The sequence below is a fragment of the Bacillus cereus group sp. BfR-BA-01524 genome, from assembly GCF_022662595.1.
GTDB classification, from domain to species: Bacteria; Bacillota; Bacilli; order Bacillales; family Bacillaceae_G; genus Bacillus_A; species Bacillus_A thuringiensis_S.
Map to the genome: position 1 here is coordinate 31,953 of NZ_JAKUDW010000004.1, position 15,077 is coordinate 47,029.

A 15,077-nucleotide genomic window follows, 5' to 3' on the forward strand; every position below is an offset into this window, starting at 1 on the left:
TCATATCATAGTGAAATGAATAACAACAAGGAAGGAGGTCTTTCAGTGACACAGCTTTCTCGAACTAAGACGGCCATAATCCTTATCTTTCTCGTTTTCATGTGGGGAATCAATTGGCCTTTATCAAAGTTTGCCCTGCATTATACACCACCTGTTTTATTTGCAGGCGTTCGAACTTTAATTGGAGGATTCATTTTACTCCTGTTCGCATTACCGAAATACAAAGAGTTACATTTAAAAGAAACGTGGCATTTATACGTTATTTCTTCTTTACTTAACATCATTATATTTTACGGGTTACAAACTGTCGGCCTTCAATATATGCCTGCTGGGTTATTTTCCGCCATTGTATTTCTACAACCAGTTTTACTCGGTATTTTCTCTTGGATATGGCTTGAAGAATCAATGTACGGCTTGAAAATTTTCGGGCTTGTTCTCGGATTTATTGGTGTAGGTGTTATTAGCTCTAGCAGTTTAACAGGACATATTTCTATTATTGGAATCCTTCTCGCGTTAGGATGCGCTATTGGCTGGGCACTTGGCACAGTATTTATTAAGAAGACTGGTCACCGTGTTAATGCCATTTGGATGGTAACACTTCAGCTTATTATTGGTGGACTTTGCTTAATTGGATTTGGTTCAGAGTTTGAAAGCTGGTCTAGTATCGCTTGGAGTATACCATTTGTTAGCGTACTTCTCTTTATTTCATTCTTTGTTATTGCAATGGGGTGGCTTGCATACTTCACACTTGTTGGAGCTGGTGAAGCAAGTAAAGTTGGGGCTTATACATTCCTCATTCCACTAATTGCTATTATTGTAAGTTCAATTTTCTTACATGAGGCCATTACAATGAGCTTATTTATTGGGCTATTATTTATTGTTGTGAGCATTTGTTTTGTAAATATAAAACCGAAAGCATTTGCTGTAAGGCAGCGGGTTGAAGTGAAATAAACGTAAGAAAGAGCCTACTGTTTGTAGGCTCTTTCTTACGTCTTACTTTTTACGACGTACTACAAAAACACACGCACTTACCGACGATACAATCGCCAAAATAGATAAAATAATTGCTATCAATTGCATATTACTAGCACCTTCATTCTTTTCTACACTAGACACTTCACCATGTTCTCCTGTTAATGACGTACCTTTTGCAATTGTAGTAAGTGAATGCGGTTTTTCAGCTTTTTCATCACCTGTCCATTCAACAATTTCTCCGTCTTTATATTGTTGATATGCGTCCCAAGCTATTTTTTGCTCTTTATCCGGATTTTTAGCGACGAAAGTAAATCGCTGGAACTGGCCAGTTAAAATCCCTTCTCCTGTCGCTTCCCATACTACAGTTTTAACTTTTCCGGCTGTATCTTTTTGCTCCTCAATTTTCCATCCTGGCACTGGTTCATACTGCTGGAACTCTACTCCAGACGGTATTTTCAGTGTAACTTTTGTCGTTGCTACATTTTTTTCAACTGGTACTTTTATCGTATAAGTCTCCCAAGAACCAATGTCAGAAGTTGCTGGTTTTACAGTGACGTGCGCACTAACAGGTAACGAAAAAATTCCCATTGCAATAATTGTTGCGATCATTGTTGTTCCTAATTTTTTTATACGTTTCATTTTCTATTAGCTCCTTTTCATACATAGCTTCTTTTTATCTGCCACCGACAATAAATTTAAAATCTGTATCGAAACTATCAAGAGATTTTGTTAATCCATGAACATGTATATTCCAGTTTCCTGTCATGTTAATATACATACCTTCTGCTTCATATTCTCCCGGTGAAACTACCGAAACTTTAAATGAACCTTTTCCCATGTTCATATCTAATGATTGAGTCGTCAATATCATTTGTTCCATATCAGTAATAGGCTGTCCCTTTTCATCCTTTAGTGTAATATGGAATTTATTTTGTCCTACCTTATTCGGACTTACATTTAGCGTAAGTTCATATCCATTATCTAATTGCTTACTCTCTGTAAAAGGTCCAGTAGGAGGCATCGGTGGTGTTTGTACGTTTGTCATAAAAGCTACGATTACGAAAATGATACTTCCAATGACAAACTCTACTTTCACCGTAGCTCCTAATCCTTGCTGCGCTCGCATTCTCCCTTTCACATAATGAATAATTCCCAATATCCCCATGAAAATGAATAAAAGTATCTTTGTTAATAAAGCCAATCCATACTTCGTATCAAATAACGAGTGGATTGTTGGAATAAAAAATGTACTGTTAAAAAGGCCTGTTATTAAAATCACGATGACAGCACCTGTTGCCCACGGTGAAAAACGCTTAATCATATCCCAATACATATGCCACTTGTTATCCTCTTTACGTAAAAGAAGAATAATAGATGATAAACCACCAACCCATAATGAAGCTGCGAATAAATGTAGAAAATCCATAACGACAGCAATCTCTTTAAACTTTAAACCATATGCGTGACTATTAAATGCTTTCATAACAAGTAACCCTATAAATAATAGTATTGGAATACTCCATACTTTAAACGACGAAAACTTCTCATACTTCACCGCAAAATACGTAACAATTATAAGCGTACTAATGAGAACCATTTGAGTGATCCATATATAACCAAAAACAGAAAGCTGTAATGTTTCTTTTAATAGTAAAGGGTTGAATGCTTCTAGCCACGAAACATCAGCATTTATTTTTGCTTGCAATGGTAGGTTGAATAACAAGCTAATAAATATCCCAAATAAGGAGATCCATATTATGTTCTTACTCCTTGATCGAACCGAGGTTGCATTCCCTTTATACATAATAAGATTAAAGAAGAGAACTCCTAAAAATAGCGAGAAACTCGTATATAGAATCCCCCGTTCCATAATCATATCGATTTGCGGGACATACCCCATCTCTTCCACTTGTACATCGTCTGCTCCCGCTTCCGCTAATCCAATACGGAATGGAATAACCCCTTGAATTGGATGTCCATCAGCTGAAATAGCTTTCCACTGAATGGAGTAAAGACCATTTTTGAGATTGTCTTTTAATCCAGCTTCTAATAGCTTTTTATTTTTTTTATCAATATGAGCATCTTTTAAATCGACTCTTTTACCTGATGTATCTCTCACGTACAATGTATTAAAACTTGAAACTTGTATGTCCTCATCGAATTCGATTTTTACAACAGATGGTGCTTTCTTCAATGTTTCATTTTCAGTAGGGTTTGATTTCACAACGTACGCATGAGCAAATGCACTTTGCGGTATCAATATGATAAGCACACACACAAGTAATAGCCATATCCCTAATCTTCTCATTACTTTCACACTCATTTCACTTCTCTCTTCCTCATTGCTCTATTTTCATTACTTTAACTTCCAAAGTTTGATTCTCCGTAGAAATATTAACCTGATTAAATATAAATTTCTATAAAGTATAACTCTTTATTTCTCTTCCACCTCTAAACTTCCAATATAATAGTAACTATTATGATAGATACAACTTACATTTTTAAAGCCGATTGTTATTATATCATAAAATATATTTATGTAAGTTATTAAAGAAGAAAAGTTATCGTGAATCATTTGTGAAGAAAATGTGAAATACATAAATAAAAAGGTGTTACGTTATTACGTAACACCTTTTTAAAAATACCCTTCTTCTATTTCTCTTCCGGATAATCACAATACTCGATAATCGTTCCTTCTGTATCCGCTGGGTTAAGATAAATTAACCTTCTACCGTGCTTATTAATGCGCAGCGTATGCTCTAACGTTCGAATTCCTTGTTCTTTCAATTCCTCTAAAGCTACATCTAAATCATCTACTCGATACGCAACGTGATGTACACCTTTACCTTTTTGTTTTATAAATCGGGCAATTGGTGAAGTGGTGTTATTTGTCGGCGCAAGTAATTCAATTCTATCTCCATCCACTTCAAGAATGGCTACTTCGCTTTCCACACCAGGAGCTTCACTTACGTAACGATCTATTAAAGTTCCTAGTAACACATTTTCATAAAAACGTATCGTACTATCTATATCTCGAACTGCGATGCCGATATGATCAATTGTTTTTTTCATTTTATTTCCCCTACTACTTTATTTTTTCTATCCTTATCAATAGTAACAAAAAAAGTTATAGAAACAAGTTCTATAACTTTTTTATTTAACCTATTTTCTTATCCGCTCTAGTTGCTGGTTGAACTTGATTTTTCATTTTTACAACGCTAATGCCATATCCGATAAATCCACCGATAATCGCTGGGAAGATCCAGCCTAATCCTACTTCCTGCATCGGAAGGAATTTAGTGAACACTTGGCTTACTACTTCAATGTTAACTCCAGCTGCACTTAATCCATCGAATAAGCTGATGATAAATGTTACGATTAAGCTCACTTGATAAACTTCAGCTCTTCCTTTGAATAATGAATGGAAGAATGTTAAGAAAATCAATACGATTGCTAGTGGATAAATTGCTGTTAATACTGGAACAGAAACTGCGATTAACTGTGTTAATCCTACGTTTGCAACAATTGCACTAAATACACATAGTGTGATTGCAATTGCTTTGTAAGGAACATTTGGGAATAACTTATGGAAGAATGAAGAACATGCTGATACAAGTCCCACACTAGTTGTTAAACAAGCTACTGTAATCATTAATCCTAATAATACTCCGCCATATGATCCGAAATAGTAGTTAGAAACTTTCGCTAATACTTCTCCGCCGTTCTCTAAATGTCCAAGCTTTGCAACACTTGAAGCACCCATATAAGAAAGAGCTGTATAGATAATTGCTAAAATAGATGCTGCAATTATTGTCGCTTTTGCACAAACGACCATAATTTGTGTTTTCGTTTTCGCACCTTTTTCTTTAATAGCATTGATGATGATAATCCCGAATACAAATGATGCAAGCGTATCCATCGTTAAGTATCCTTCTTGGAATCCTTTAAAGAATGCATGTGATGTATAAGCTTCCACTGGTGCTTGCATATCTCCAATCGGATGTATAAAAGCAACGATTACTAAAATACCGATGAAAGTCAACTTAATTGGCGTTAAAATTTTTCCAACAATATCGACAATTTTCGCGGGATTTAGCGAAAAAAAACAAGTGATGCTAAAGAATATAATTGTGAAAAGAATTAAAGGTGTAGAACCTACTCCCTCTGGCATAAACGGCTTAAGACCAATTTCATAAGATACATTTCCTGTTCTCGGTATTGCAAATAACGGACCGATCGCTAAGTATAAGACTGTTGTAAATACAATCCCGAACACTGGGTGAGCACGACTTGCTAATGACTGTAAATCATCTTTACCTGAAAAACCAAATGCTAGTACACCTAGTAATGGTAATCCAACACCAGTTACTAAAAATCCAGCGTTAGCAATCCATACATTCTCTCCTGCTGATTGACCAAGCATCGCTGGGAAAATTAAATTTCCTGCTCCAAAAAATAGTGCAAATAACATTAATCCAATAACTACTATGAACGAAAACGGTACTTTATTCGCCATAATATAACCCCCATTCAAATTTCCTTATCTCATTTTCCAATTTTAACTAATTGAATTTTCTGAATATTTAATTTAAGTATCAACTATTCTTGAACTCATTATAGTTTGCTATATAATATTTTGCAATACTATTTTCGAACTTTTCTTTTATTTTATAAATATACATTTTTTAACATGAAAAATAGACTAAAAAACCAACACGGTCATCCATGTTGGTTTTTCCATTTACTATCATAAATTAAAATTTCGCTGCTACTTTTTTAACGTTATCTAGACCTTCTTCAACAATTTGTTGTGAACGATCTGGATATTGATTGTGTCCTTCAATTACAACTGTCTCTAGATTTGTAATTCCCCAGAATCCAAGTACAGTTGTTACGTAATTAACTGCCATTTCCATAGGAGCCATTTGCTCTGAAGAGTAATCTGAACCACGAGCACCTAACACAACTACTTTCTTACCACCAACTAAACCTTCTGGACCATTTGCTGTATATTTAAACGTTTTTCCAGCTTGAGATAAGTATGAAATATATGTGATTAATGGTGCTGGTACTGTAAAGTTCCATAATGGGAATGCAAATACAACCTTATCAGCTTCTAAAAACTGATTTAAATATTGATCTACTGTAGCAACCGCCTTCTCTTCTTCAGCTGTTAACTCCATGCCTTGGCTACGTTTATATCCACCTGAAATCGCGATATTTCCGTAATAAGGAAGATCTAATGCAAATAAATCTAATTCCGTAATTTCTGTATTTGGATTTGCTTCTTTATAAGTACTTACAAATGTTTCATACATTTTTGAACTAACTGCTTGCTCCGTTGGACGATCGTTTGCTTTTACAAATAATACTTTTGACATTTTTTTATTCCCCTCTACATTCGTATTTTCTTCTTTTTTACCAAATAATGAACTAAATAGTCCCATTTTCTTCACCTAATCTTTCTTTTCATATTCATTATTCATCATCATAAAAATTCTTATTCTAAGAAAAAGTTCCAATAGATACCTTAAGTTAAGCCTCCAAAACTTTTTGTTATTTAATTACCTTATGTAAGTGATTGTAATATAGTCACTTACTTTAGTCAAGTAACTTTTAATAAAAAACAAAATCTCAATTTAAAAATATTAACTAAAATACAATTGAACACCAAATACATCTTTATTACTTGTATAATAAACTTAGAGAGGAAAATTCATATATAGAAAGGATTTATTCATGAGCACTATAGAAAAGATTCAAACTTTTATTATTCTTTTTGCTGTTACATGCGGCATCGTACTCGGACAATTTAATATGATACATACGTATTCAGACAAGTTTATTGTCCCCTTCTTATTTTTCATGCTATATGGATTATTCCTCAGCATCCCATTAAAAGAAATAAAAAACGGATTTCGCAATTTAAAATTTGCTGGAACAAGTCTTACTATTAACTTCTTATGGACACCTTTACTCGCTTGGGGATTAGGAGCACTATTTCTTTCAGATCATCCAGCACTTTGGGTTGGATTTATAATGTTAATGGTTACTCCATGCACAGATTGGTACTTAATCTTTACTGAAATAGCGAAAGGAAATGTAGCACTTTCTACTGCAATTTTACCGGTAAATTTAATTTTGCAAGTACTACTCCTTCCAATTTATTTATTTTTATTTGCTGGTGTCATGAAAACTGTAGCGGTTTCTGTTTTAGTAGAAAGTATTGTTATCGTAATCGTCTTACCATTTATACTTGCACACGCTACAAAATTCATTATGAATAAAATGAAAAAAGCTGAAACTCTCGAGAATAAACTCATTCCGTTTTTCAGCTCTGCTCAAATTGTATTTTTAAGTTTAGCAATAGTAGCGATGTTTGCATCACAAGGTAAATATTTGCTGCAAAATATGAATGTCGTTTTATTATTACTCGTTCCTGTTCTATTGTTCTTCATCATTAATTTTTTACTAGGACAATTTATCGGACGCATCATGCATTTATCTTACAAAGATACAGTAAGTCTAAGCTTAACAACGTTAGCAAGAAACTCACCTGTTGCACTCGCTATCGCTGTAACAGCTTTTCCAGACGAGCCTCTTATCGCACTTGCACTCGTTATTGGACCGTTGATTGAGTTACCGGTACTAGCTTGTGTGTCACAAGTTTTGTTGCTTATTAAGAGAAAACGGCAATACGCATAATAAAAAACGTCCCATTTTGGGACGTTTTTTATTATGGAAAGATTACATACAACACTTATTTCTTATTTATCGATACAAATGAAATTACCGAAACTACAAACGTAATAATACCAATTATAAATCGATCGGCACTAAAAATTTTATATGCTATAGAAAATTTACTTTTCGTTACATTAACAAATCCTTTCTAATTAAAAATGATAGGAAACGTAAATATAACGAAAGCTGCCCAAAGTCCGTATATTGGCAAATACTTCGTAACGGCATCTTGGATAGCTGTCGGTCCTGATTTGTTTTGCAAGAAACGCATATAGGAAAACATAATCCAAATGAGATTTGCCCAAATCAGTACGTTTACTCCTAAAACAGCAAGTCTATTAGGCGTAATCCCGTAAGAAGAAAGTCTAAATACTATGGCTGACAATGCGACAGTGTCAATAATAAGCGCCAGTACAATTAAGGAAAAATTTATATAATCTGAAATGTTCTTTTTCTCGTCCGAGTCACTTTCAACGATAGAAAATATGGTAACAGCCAATACACCAAGGAGTATTCCGTTGAAAGCCATTAGGAAATTGCGATCCAAGAACGGATTTTTCCCGACCCAAATTACCGTTATAAGATAGATAAGCAACGTGATCAGGACGAGAGGACTAAAAATTTTAGATATGTATGGTGTAATATTTTTAGCAAGCTTAAGATTCATTGATACTAAGTATGCAGCCACAATAGCGAGAGCCGCTGCTCCAAATAAAACAACATTACTAAAATAGAATTCTCCTATATCTAAGTCAACAAAGCTAAATAAACGCATGGTGAATACTGCTAGTATCATTCCGCTCACTGCCATGCTGGCATAGAGAAGACAATATTCTAAATTAAATTTAATATAGGCTAATCTTGTACTGCCTTTTGAATATTCATTTCCTGTAAACGCAAGCCCTACTAAGACCCATAAAAATATAGGAAGATGTAAATAAGCAAGGATGGTACTGTCTTTATAATTTACTGGCAATGTATTAAGATACATCCCGGAAATTAGGAACAACGCTGCAAGGGAATAAATAATACTTTTTTTCGGAGTATTATTGTAAACAAAATAAGCAGCAATAAAGGGAATTACACCAAAAGCCAAATTAATTGGAGCAATTGCTTCCTGCTCAACAAAGTGGAAAATGATCCTGGTGCTTATGCCGGCCAGAATAGCTAAAAGGCCCATGAATAAGAAACCTTTTTGAAACAAAGATGTTTTTTCTTTATTTACTTTCTCCTTGAAATGCAACCTTTCATACCAAGCACCTAGAACCTGAGAATTAGGGTTTTGGTCCCATGCTTGTGAGAATGCTTTTTTAAAAGCTTTCGGATCTTTTCTATACATCTTCTCCAACTCATGGGGGTTATCCATATTTTTAACAATCAAATTGTTAATGCTCATAGTTATACCTCCTCTAATTTTAAAAATAAGGTTGTTACCTTTTAACAAAAGCACCTCACTCATTTATTATGATTTTGATTTTAATACAAAATTTATCGTTTTACAATAAAAAATTATTATTTAAAGGATTTTTTTTATCGTTAAATTTTATATCAAAGAAAAACAAAAGAGCATGACAATTTTATGTCATGCTCTTTTAACAAATTAATTCTCAAATACAAAATTAATCTTATTATCTTTCCACTCTAATTTCGCATCAAACGTTTTCTCGCCCTTTTTAAAGCCTTTAATTAAATCAGTCTTTTCACCTTTTAAGAGCTTTGTCATATTCTTTTGCGAAATTGTTTTACTTAATATCTTCTTTGAAATGGTGAAATCACATTGCGTTGTATTATAGTTAGAACAACCATAAAACGTTGACTTATCAATTACATCGCCATCACATTTTTTACAGTTACCAACCTTTTTACCTGTTGTAAATTTCGATCCTTTTCGTTCAATCGATTCAACATGTAATCCAGTGAAATCCCATTTCTCAGACATTTCAACTGCGTCTTCAATAATTTTAGCTGATAGCTTTTTCGTCTGTTCCATAAATGTAGCTGGTGAAGCTGTACCTTCCCCGATTTCCGCAAGGCGTTGCTCCCATTTTGCAGTCATTTCTGGTGAAGCGAGTATTTTATCACCGATTGCTGTAATTAATACTTTTCCTTTATCGGTCGCATACACTTGGTTTTTCTGCACATCTATATATTTACGGTCTTTCAGCATCGTAATAATACCTGCACGAGTTGCCTCAGTACCTAAACCTTCTGTTTTCTTTAATACTTTCTCAAGCTCTTCATTCTCTAAATACTTACCAGCTGTTTTCATTAACGTAATAAGTTGTCCTTCTGTATAACGCTTCGGCGGCTGTGTTTTTCCTTCTTTCACTTTCACCTTTACAACTTTTCCTTCTTCGTCTTCAGCAACAATTGGAAGAATGGTTTCGTCATCTTTATCATCTTGGAAAATAACTTTACGCCAACCTTCTTGAATTTGCTGTTTTCCTTTCGAAATGAACGCAGCACGTTCGTCTACAAGAGTTGTAATCGTTGTATAGTCAAAAATCGCTACTTCATAATGCGCCGCAATTAGTCTTCTTACGATCATATCGTAAATTTTCTTTTCATCACCTGATAGTTTGCTTGGATTTGTAACTTGCTCTGTCGGTATGATCGCGTAGTGATCTGTAACTTTCTTTTCATTCACATAACGCTTATTGTTCATAATGGATTCAACCGGAGCCGGTAATACACCTTTATATTCATCAAACTGACTTAACTTCTGTAAAATATCAGGGAACGTCGCTGCTTCTCCTTGAGTAACATAGTTAGAATCTGAACGTGGATAAGAAACAATCCCTTTTTGATATAGTGCTTGCGTTATATCAAGCGTTTTTTTCGGTGAAAATTTAAAGGCTTTATTCGCTGTCGCTTGCAGTGCTGATAAGTTAAATAAAAGCGGCGGCTGAAACTCTTTACGCTCCGTTTTCATTTCCTTCACAACAGCCGGTTTCCCTTGGCAAAATGCCGCAATTTTATTCGCCATATCAGGGTCTTTTAAGCGGGATTCATTATCCTTTTCCCATTTCCCGTCATATTTCTTTCCTTCTATATTAAAGGTTGCGAACACTTCCCAAAACGGCTCTGACTTAAAGTTTTCAATTTCTTTCTCTCGCTTTACAATCAATGCTAACGTTGGTGTCTGGACACGACCAGCAGAAAATACATCATTCATTCCTTTTTTCTTTAGCAAAATACTAAAGACACGTGATGCATTCATACCAACAACCCAGTCAGCGCAAGATCTTGTATATGCTTCGTAATACGTATTAATTGTATCTGATTCATCAAGTAAATTTTTAAACCCCTGATAAATAGCTTGCTTCGTTAAAGACGAAATCCATAGACGCTTCATCGGCTTTTGCACGTTACAAAGATTAATAATATTTCGTACGATCAGTTCCCCTTCACGCCCAGCATCGCCTGCGTGAATAATTTCTGTTACCTGTGGATTATGTAACAGCTGTTTCACAACGTTAAATTGCTTATACTTTGACTTTGTAACTTCAAATTGAAAACGCTCTGGAATCATCGGTAACGTATTAAGTGACCATTTTTTCCACTCTGCGTGATAATGCTCTGGATTACATAACTGCGCTAAATGACCAATTGCCCATGTACAGTACGCTCCATTTGGAAATAACTCATTCGCTTCTACTTCTAAATACCCATCTTTCCGGCGATATTTAAATTGTGAAACAAGAGCCAAACCTTGATCTGGTTTCTCGGCAATAATTAATTTCATTTTATAACTCCCTATCTGTATTCCAGTGTTACTTTCATTGTCTATATGTTTAGAAGCGATGATAAAACAACAATCTTATTTATCATTCGCGGTTTGTCTCGCAAATGTGAGACCTATAATATTATACGCTTATTCTTTATGGCTTCACAATAGAAACTCATAATATAACAATTTCTTTCACATGCTTACAATTAAAAAAGACGCCCTAAAAAATCAAGCGTTCCTTTGCTTACATCTATGAAATTGTGCAGATAATATGCAGATATTAATAAGCATAAGTACTCTCCATATAAACATATGATGAAATGAACGATAGGACAAGGAGGTATCATAATGTTTGCTTATACGTTAACTACCTTAACACTTTGCTGTACCTCAATTCTTATTGCATCCAATATTTCTAAACGTAAGAGTACCCTAATGGAGTATATGGTATTTATTATGTCTTTTAGTATGAGTATCGGTTTAAGTATTGGTTTTTACTTAGGCATTCTCTTTAAGGGGGAATTACTATATTCTACTTTGCTTGCTATTTTAATTAGTGGTTTTATCGGTTTCTTAATCGGTCTACGTTTTCACCTATATACTGCTTTAGAAGGAATGTTCTCTGGATTAATGGCAAGTATGATGGGAGCAATGATTACAGAAATGTTAAACGCTCAACAAGCTCATAGTATATTGTTCATTAGCCTTTTACTTACTATAACGATTACTATGTCCTGTGTGATTCAATTGTTATCGGAGAACTTTTCTACTTTTATCCAACAACGTTTTTTGTTATTACTTTCAATTAGTGTAGTAATTATCGTTGCCGTATTCGCGACATTCCCAGATCATACTCCTTCACCTGGGCATAATCAACATATACATTAGTACTTGCAACAAAAATGAATAAGCAGCTATCCATAGGATAACTGCTTCCTATTATTCTGGCTTATTAGGAATGTTTTGGTTTGGAACATAGTCAGATTTATAATCTGTATAGTTCACTTCCGTTACCATCCCTGCTGAAGCATGATGTAGGTCGTGACAGTGGAACATCCACTCACCCGGATTGTCTGCTACAAAGGCTACTTCATATTCTTCACCCGGTTTTAAGTTCAATGTATCTTTTACAATTGGAGAACCTTTTATCGGTTTTCCATCTTTACTCAACACCTGGAAGAAGTGCCCGTGTAAATGCATTGGGTGATCATCCATTTTAGAACGATTTACCAACTTCACTTTTACTAAATCACCCTTTTTCACTTGAATTGGGTCAATATCTGGAAATACCTTTCCGTTAATTGTATATACCATTTCATTTCCATTCATTTGCGTATTTAAGTCCATATTATATGTGGCAGTATACTCTTGATTTAACGTGAAACTACCTAATTTTTTAGTACCATATTTCATTATATCTACTTTCAGTAATTTTTCTTTTTCGTCTGCTTTATCTTTCATCTCTTTGCTGCCATCATACTCAATAACAGCTTTCATTCCTTTTGCACCTTTATTTTTTGAATGGTTTTCAACATACCACTTCCCAGGATTATTAGCAGTAAATTCAATATCATAACGTTCACCCGGTGCGATTGAAATTACTTTATCCTTTATAACTTTTGGATCGTTTATTGGCTGACCATCTGTCGCAATTACTTTTATATCATGACCATGAACATGTATATCATGTGATAGATAACCAGCATTGACGAGTCTAAGACGAACTTTATCTCCCTTATTCACTTTTAATGGCGCTACTAAATCACCGCTTTTTCCATTGATTGTGAATAAATCATACATACTCATATCATGACCTTCCATCTTCATATTTCCATGGTCCATTCCTGCCATATTACTAGAGTCTTTTCTATCACTGTCCATGTCCATATCATCATTCTTTTCCCCATTTTCATTACCTTTAGATTTATTACCTATTTGCCCTTTTGTCATTTCTTTTAACTGCTTATTAATTTCTTCTTTATCTGTAACCCATTCATCCAACATTAATGTGTAATCTTTATCATATTTTTCCTTTGTATCTTCTACAATGAGCGCTCCATACAAACCTCTATCTAATTGATTTACAGAATCTTGATGCGAGTGATACCAGTACGTTCCTTGTACGTTCGCTTCAAATTCGTAAGTGAAACTTTTTCCTGGTTCAACCGCATCTTGCGTCACGCCTGGAATTCCATCCATGTTATTTGGGACAGGATATCCATGCCAATGAATAGATACTGGTGCAGATAATTCATTTTTTAATGTCACTTTCACCTTTTCACCTTTTTTCACCCGAATTTCTGGACCAGGAGATGAGCCATTAAATGTCCAGACTGGAACAATAACACCGTTACTTAATTTTTGCTTTTCTTCTTTCGCAATTAAAGTAACTTCTGGTCCTTTTTCAACCTTCAATGGTGTTGTAGCTGTTTCAGTCTGTAGTGTTTTTTTATCATTCATATTTTTATGATCATTTGTTGTATTTGTCGTCACAGAACAGGCAGCAATTAAAAATATTACAGAGACTGTAACGGCTGCTAATACAAATCGCTTCATGGAAAATCCCTCCTTTTTCTTTTTCAAAATCATTATAGAAGTTGATTTTCAAGAAAATAAGGAGATGTAATTAGATCTTACGTAAGCTAATTGGAAGATTACTAAAAGCGGAGACATTACAAGAGGCGAATATTTTAGAAATACAAAATATTTTCCTTGTAGCGACTATACTAGCCGTTCTCGTATTTGTTTTGACGTTATTTCTTAAGAAACAATAACACTGCTATTATTAAATAAGAAAAATGTAGCTAAAATGCTCTTCACAAAAGAACTTACATTTTTGTATAATAAGAACTAATGTTCCTTACAAGAAGACAATAGACTCAAATTACACAAATATATCAAATAGAAGAGGATTGATATACGATGAAAATTGATAGACCAAAAATTTCACCAGAGTTATCTTCAAAGAATTTTCAAGATATTTTTTATGAAGAAGATCCAACATTAGAAGTGTGTGAAATTATAGACTCCACTTTCGAAAATGAATCTGTAGATAGAGTGCGATTGTATGATGCAGTGATAAAGAATTGTAAATTCACTAATACAGACTTTAGCAATATTGATATTACAGATGTTTGTTTTGAAAACTGCGATTTATCAAATGTTAATTTAAGCAATTCTTCTGTTCATAGAGTCGAATTTAAAAACAGTAAATTAATCGGGGTTAATTTTGCAGAATCTAGCTTAGGAAATATTAAATTTGAGAATTCAATTTTGAATTTAGCAGCATTTGGGAATTCTAAACTAGAAAAAATTATATTTAATGAAACTTCATTAAATAATGCAGATTTTTTTGACTGTAAACTTAAAAAAGTTGAATTCCAATTATGTAGTCTTGATGAAGCTAATTTTGATCAGACATCACTGAAGGGGATAGATATTAGTTCTTCTACCTTTGATACACTTACAGTTTCAGTGAACGATTTAAGAGGATGTAAAGTATCAACATATCAAGCTGTTCAGTTTGCAACTTTATTAGGATTAATAATTAAAGATTAGTATTTCGAAGATAAAAAGAACCCTATCCCGAATCCTGGATTTTTTAATTGTCCACGATTCGAGATAAAGT

General features: G+C 34.1%; 12 protein-coding genes. 4 read left to right on the plus strand and 8 right to left on the minus strand.

The genetic code is table 11. The annotated features are described in order from the left end of the window. Positions 1–45 precede the first annotated feature (45 nt). Positions 46–951: a DMT family transporter gene (locus MR170_RS02270; protein WP_242307007.1), complete on the plus strand. Its 906-nt coding sequence runs from the start codon at positions 46–48 to the stop codon at positions 949–951. A gap of 42 nt (positions 952–993) precedes the next feature. Here the strand turns inward: MR170_RS02270 and MR170_RS02275 are convergent, their stop codons facing one another. The 5 genes from MR170_RS02275 to MR170_RS02295 form a co-directional block, all read right to left on the minus strand. Then, the gene (locus MR170_RS02275) at positions 994–1,614 is read right to left on the minus strand and encodes a YcnI family copper-binding membrane protein (protein ID WP_043935011.1); all 621 of its coding nucleotides are present in this window, start codon (positions 1,612–1,614) and stop codon (positions 994–996) included. 34 nt (positions 1,615–1,648) lie between these two features. After that, a complete protein-coding gene (locus MR170_RS02280; RefSeq protein WP_242307009.1) occupies positions 1,649–3,298 on the minus strand; it encodes a copper resistance CopC/CopD family protein in 1,650 nt (549 codons plus the stop codon). A gap of 329 nt (positions 3,299–3,627) precedes the next feature. Continuing rightward, positions 3,628–4,047: a VOC family protein gene (locus MR170_RS02285; protein ID WP_000750850.1), complete on the minus strand. Its 420-nt coding sequence runs from the start codon at positions 4,045–4,047 to the stop codon at positions 3,628–3,630. Between the two features lie 85 nt (positions 4,048–4,132). Then, the gene (gene brnQ / locus MR170_RS02290; RefSeq protein WP_029442011.1) at positions 4,133–5,491 is read right to left on the minus strand and encodes a branched-chain amino acid transport system II carrier protein; all 1,359 of its coding nucleotides are present in this window, start codon (positions 5,489–5,491) and stop codon (positions 4,133–4,135) included. A gap of 238 nt (positions 5,492–5,729) precedes the next feature. Further along, a complete protein-coding gene (locus MR170_RS02295) occupies positions 5,730–6,422 on the minus strand; it encodes an FMN-dependent NADH-azoreductase (RefSeq protein ID WP_242307011.1) in 693 nt (230 codons plus the stop codon). 292 nt (positions 6,423–6,714) lie between these two features. Between MR170_RS02295 and MR170_RS02300 the strand changes: the two genes are divergently transcribed. Next, a complete protein-coding gene (locus MR170_RS02300) occupies positions 6,715–7,680 on the plus strand; it encodes an arsenic resistance protein (RefSeq protein ID WP_029442010.1) in 966 nt (321 codons plus the stop codon). A gap of 187 nt (positions 7,681–7,867) precedes the next feature. On the opposite strand, the gene MR170_RS02305 is transcribed toward MR170_RS02300, so the two are convergent. Then, positions 7,868–9,115, minus strand: a complete 1,248-nt coding sequence (locus MR170_RS02305; RefSeq protein WP_242307017.1) for a DUF4153 domain-containing protein — start codon at positions 9,113–9,115, stop codon at positions 7,868–7,870. A 204-nt stretch (positions 9,116–9,319) separates the two neighbouring features. Continuing rightward, positions 9,320–11,464, minus strand: coding sequence for a DNA topoisomerase III (topB, locus tag MR170_RS02310; protein ID WP_242307019.1), 2,145 nt, complete (start codon positions 11,462–11,464; stop codon positions 9,320–9,322). A 333-nt stretch (positions 11,465–11,797) separates the two neighbouring features. Here topB and MR170_RS02315 point away from each other — a divergent pair, with 333 nt between their 5' ends. Next, the gene (locus MR170_RS02315; protein WP_016082040.1) at positions 11,798–12,337 is read left to right on the plus strand and encodes a hypothetical protein; all 540 of its coding nucleotides are present in this window, start codon (positions 11,798–11,800) and stop codon (positions 12,335–12,337) included. Between the two features lie 51 nt (positions 12,338–12,388). Here the strand turns inward: MR170_RS02315 and MR170_RS02320 are convergent, their stop codons facing one another. Beyond that, positions 12,389–14,005, minus strand: a complete 1,617-nt coding sequence (locus tag MR170_RS02320; protein WP_242307021.1) for a multicopper oxidase family protein — start codon at positions 14,003–14,005, stop codon at positions 12,389–12,391. A gap of 366 nt (positions 14,006–14,371) precedes the next feature. On the opposite strand from MR170_RS02320, the gene MR170_RS02325 reads away from it, so the two are divergent. Next, the gene (locus MR170_RS02325; protein WP_097960250.1) at positions 14,372–15,007 is read left to right on the plus strand and encodes a pentapeptide repeat-containing protein; all 636 of its coding nucleotides are present in this window, start codon (positions 14,372–14,374) and stop codon (positions 15,005–15,007) included. Positions 15,008–15,077 lie beyond the last annotated feature (70 nt).